At 77.3% G+C, this 247-nt stretch carries 1 pseudogene; it reads left to right on the forward strand.

Annotated features, from left to right (window positions below):
* A pseudogene (locus N2041_RS14725) lies at positions 1-247 on the forward strand (hypothetical protein); the annotation flags it as partial.

Genomic DNA, 247 nt, shown 5'->3' on the forward strand with positions numbered 1-247 from the left:
CACCAACCCCCACCCCGACGCCGACACGGACACCAACGCCCACGCGCACCCCTACCCCGACGCGCACGCCGACGCGGACGCCGACGCTGAGCGTGCAGCTGACGCCCACACCCACGCCGACGCGCACCCCCACCCCGACGCGCACGCCGACGCCGACGGCCACGCTGACCTCGACCCCGACGCCAACGCCGACGCCCGTAGCGACGGCCACGCCGACGCCGACGGGCCAGCCCACGCCGACGGCCAT

Source organism: Tepidiforma sp., assembly GCF_026419595.1.
Taxonomy (GTDB): Bacteria; Chloroflexota; Dehalococcoidia; order Tepidiformales; family Tepidiformaceae; genus Tepidiforma.